We start from the raw sequence: 3,250 nt of genomic DNA, 5'->3' as shown, positions 1-3,250 counted from the left end.
GTATTGCTGCAATGACACGACTTCGGCGGTGTGCTTGAGCCCCGCTACATTGTCGGCGCGGAATCACTTGACCAGTGAGCTATTACGCACTCTTTCAAGGGTGGCTGCTTCTAAGCCAACCTCCTGGTTGTCTCTGCGACTCCACATCCTTTCCCACTTAGCACACGCTTAGGGGCCTTAGTCGATGCTCTGGGCTGTTTCCCTCTCGACCATGGAGCTTATCCCCCACAGTCTCACTGCCGCGCTCTCACTTACCGGCATTCGGAGTTTGGCTAAGGTCAGTAACCCGGTAGGGCCCATCGCCTATCCAGTGCTCTACCTCCGGCAAGAAACACACGACGCTGCACCTAAATGCATTTCGGGGAGAACCAGCTATCACGGAGTTTGATTGGCCTTTCACCCCTAACCACAGGTCATCCCCCAGGTTTTCAACCCTGGTGGGTTCGGTCCTCCACGAAGTCTTACCTCCGCTTCAACCTGCCCATGGCTAGATCACTCCGCTTCGGGTCTTGGGCACGCTACTCAACGCCCTATTCGGACTCGCTTTCGCTACGGCTTCCCCACACGGGTTAACCTCGCAACATACCGCAAACTCGCAGGCTCATTCTTCAAAAGGCACGCAGTCACGACGCACCGAGCAAGCTCGATGCGCGACGCTCCCACGGCTTGTAGGCACACGGTTTCAGGTACTATTTCACTCCGCTCCCGCGGTACTTTTCACCATTCCCTCACGGTACTATCCGCTATCGGTCACCAGGGAATATTTAGGCTTAACGGGTGGTCCCGCCAGATTCACACGGGATTTCTCGGGCCCCGTGCTACTTGGGTGGTTCTCAAACGAGCCGCTAATGTTTCAGCTACGGGGGTCTTACCCTCTACGCCGGACCTTTCGCATGTCCTTCGCCTACATCAACGGTTTCTGACTCGTCTCACAGCCGGCAGACTGCAAAAGAGAACTCCCACAACCCCAACCACGCAACCCCTGCCGGGTATCACACGTGACTGGTTTGGCCTCATCCGGTTTCGCTCGCCACTACTCCCGGAATCACGGTTGTTTTCTCTTCCTGCGGGTACTGAGATGTTTCACTTCCCCGCGTTCCCTCCACACTGCCTATGTGTTCAGCAGCGGGTGACAGCCCATGACGACTGCCGGGTTTCCCCATTCGGACACCCCCGGATCAAAGCTCGGTTGACAGCTCCCCGGGGCCTATCGCGGCCTCCCACGTCCTTCATCGGTTCCTGGTGCCAAGGCATCCACCGTGCGCCCTTAAAAACTTGGCCACAGATGCTCGCGTCCACTGTGCAGTTCTCAAGCAACGACCAGCCACCCACCACCCCAACCCGAAGGCTGAGTTCACTGGGGCCGGCATCGCGAAGGTCCAGACTCAACAGTCCGTACCCTCAGATACCCAACAACGTGCCCGGCCCACTCCATCAATCCCCACGTTCCACGCCGAAGCAGTACTAGTGACAACCAACCAAGTGTGCCGAATAGTCAACGTTCCACCCATGAGCAACCAGCATCAGACATTCGCTGATGTACTGGCCTCTGACCAACCAAAGGTCGGTAAGAAGTGCTCCTTAGAAAGGAGGTGATCCAGCCGCACCTTCCGGTACGGCTACCTTGTTACGACTTCGTCCCAATCGCCAGTCCCACCTTCGACGATTCCCTCCCACAAGGGGTTGGGCCACCGGCTTCGGGTGTTACCGACTTTCGTGACGTGACGGGCGGTGTGTACAAGGCCCGGGAACGTATTCACCGCAGCAATGCTGATCTGCGATTACTAGCAACTCCGACTTCATGGGGTCGAGTTGCAGACCCCAATCCGAACTGAGACCGGCTTTTTGAGATTCGCTCCACCTCGCGGTATCGCAGCTCATTGTACCGGCCATTGTAGCACGTGTGCAGCCCAAGACATAAGGGGCATGATGACTTGACGTCGTCCCCACCTTCCTCCGAGTTGACCCCGGCAGTCTCCTGTGAGTCCCCATCACCCCGAAGGGCATGCTGGCAACACAGAACAAGGGTTGCGCTCGTTGCGGGACTTAACCCAACATCTCACGACACGAGCTGACGACAGCCATGCACCACCTGTACACCGACCACAAGGGGGCGCCTGTCTCCAGACGTTTCCGGTGTATGTCAAGCCTTGGTAAGGTTCTTCGCGTTGCGTCGAATTAAGCCACATGCTCCGCTGCTTGTGCGGGCCCCCGTCAATTCCTTTGAGTTTTAGCCTTGCGGCCGTACTCCCCAGGCGGGGAACTTAATGCGTTAGCTGCGGCACGGACGACGTGGAATGTCGCCCACACCTAGTTCCCAACGTTTACGGCGTGGACTACCAGGGTATCTAATCCTGTTCGCTCCCCACGCTTTCGCTCCTCAGCGTCAGTATCGGCCCAGAGATCCGCCTTCGCCACCGGTGTTCCTCCTGATATCTGCGCATTTCACCGCTACACCAGGAATTCCGATCTCCCCTACCGAACTCTAGCCTGCCCGTATCGAATGCAGACCCGGGGTTAAGCCCCGGGCTTTCACATCCGACGTGACAAGCCGCCTACGAGCTCTTTACGCCCAATAATTCCGGACAACGCTTGCGCCCTACGTATTACCGCGGCTGCTGGCACGTAGTTAGCCGGCGCTTCTTCTGCAGGTACCGTCACTCTCGCTTCTTCCCTGCTGAAAGAGGTTTACAACCCGAAGGCCGTCATCCCTCACGCGGCGTCGCTGCATCAGGCTTTCGCCCATTGTGCAATATTCCCCACTGCTGCCTCCCGTAGGAGTCTGGGCCGTGTCTCAGTCCCAGTGTGGCCGGTCGCCCTCTCAGGCCGGCTACCCGTCGTCGCCTTGGTAGGCCATCACCCCACCAACAAGCTGATAGGCCGCGGGCTCATCCTTCACCGCCGGAGCTTTCCACACACAGACCATGCGGTCGTGTGTCGTATCCGGTATTAGACCCCGTTTCCAGGGCTTGTCCCAGAGTGAAGGGCAGATTGCCCACGTGTTACTCACCCGTTCGCCACTAATCCCCTCCCGAAGGAGGTTCATCGTTCGACTTGCATGTGTTAAGCACGCCGCCAGCGTTCGTCCTGAGCCAGGATCAAACTCTCCGTGAATGTTTACCGGTAATCCGGTGAACACACACGAGAGCGGAACAACCAGACGGAATAAGTCCGGTCGTTCACAGCGTCCTCGCTGTGTGTGCCACCCCGACCGCAGGGGCCGTGGTGGACTTTCAAAGGAACCTCATCC

General features: G+C 57.9%; 2 rRNA genes (1 of these 2 cut by a window edge). Both read right to left on the bottom strand.

The annotated features are described in order from the left end of the window. Positions 1-1,281, bottom strand: a 23S ribosomal RNA gene (locus ACF088_RS41105) (it extends 1,924 nt beyond the left edge of the window). 304 nt (positions 1,282-1,585) lie between these two features. After that, positions 1,586-3,114, bottom strand: a 16S ribosomal RNA gene (locus ACF088_RS41100). Together the 16S and 23S rRNA genes form the textbook arrangement of a ribosomal RNA operon. Between the last annotated feature and the right edge of the window lie 136 nt (positions 3,115-3,250).

Origin of the sequence: Streptomyces sp. NPDC015125 (assembly GCF_043080045.1) — a bacterium.
In the GTDB taxonomy this organism is placed as follows: Bacteria; Actinomycetota; Actinomycetes; order Streptomycetales; family Streptomycetaceae; genus Streptomyces.
Note: the sequence above shows the minus strand (reverse complement) of the source record. Positions and strands in the feature narration are given on the sequence as shown.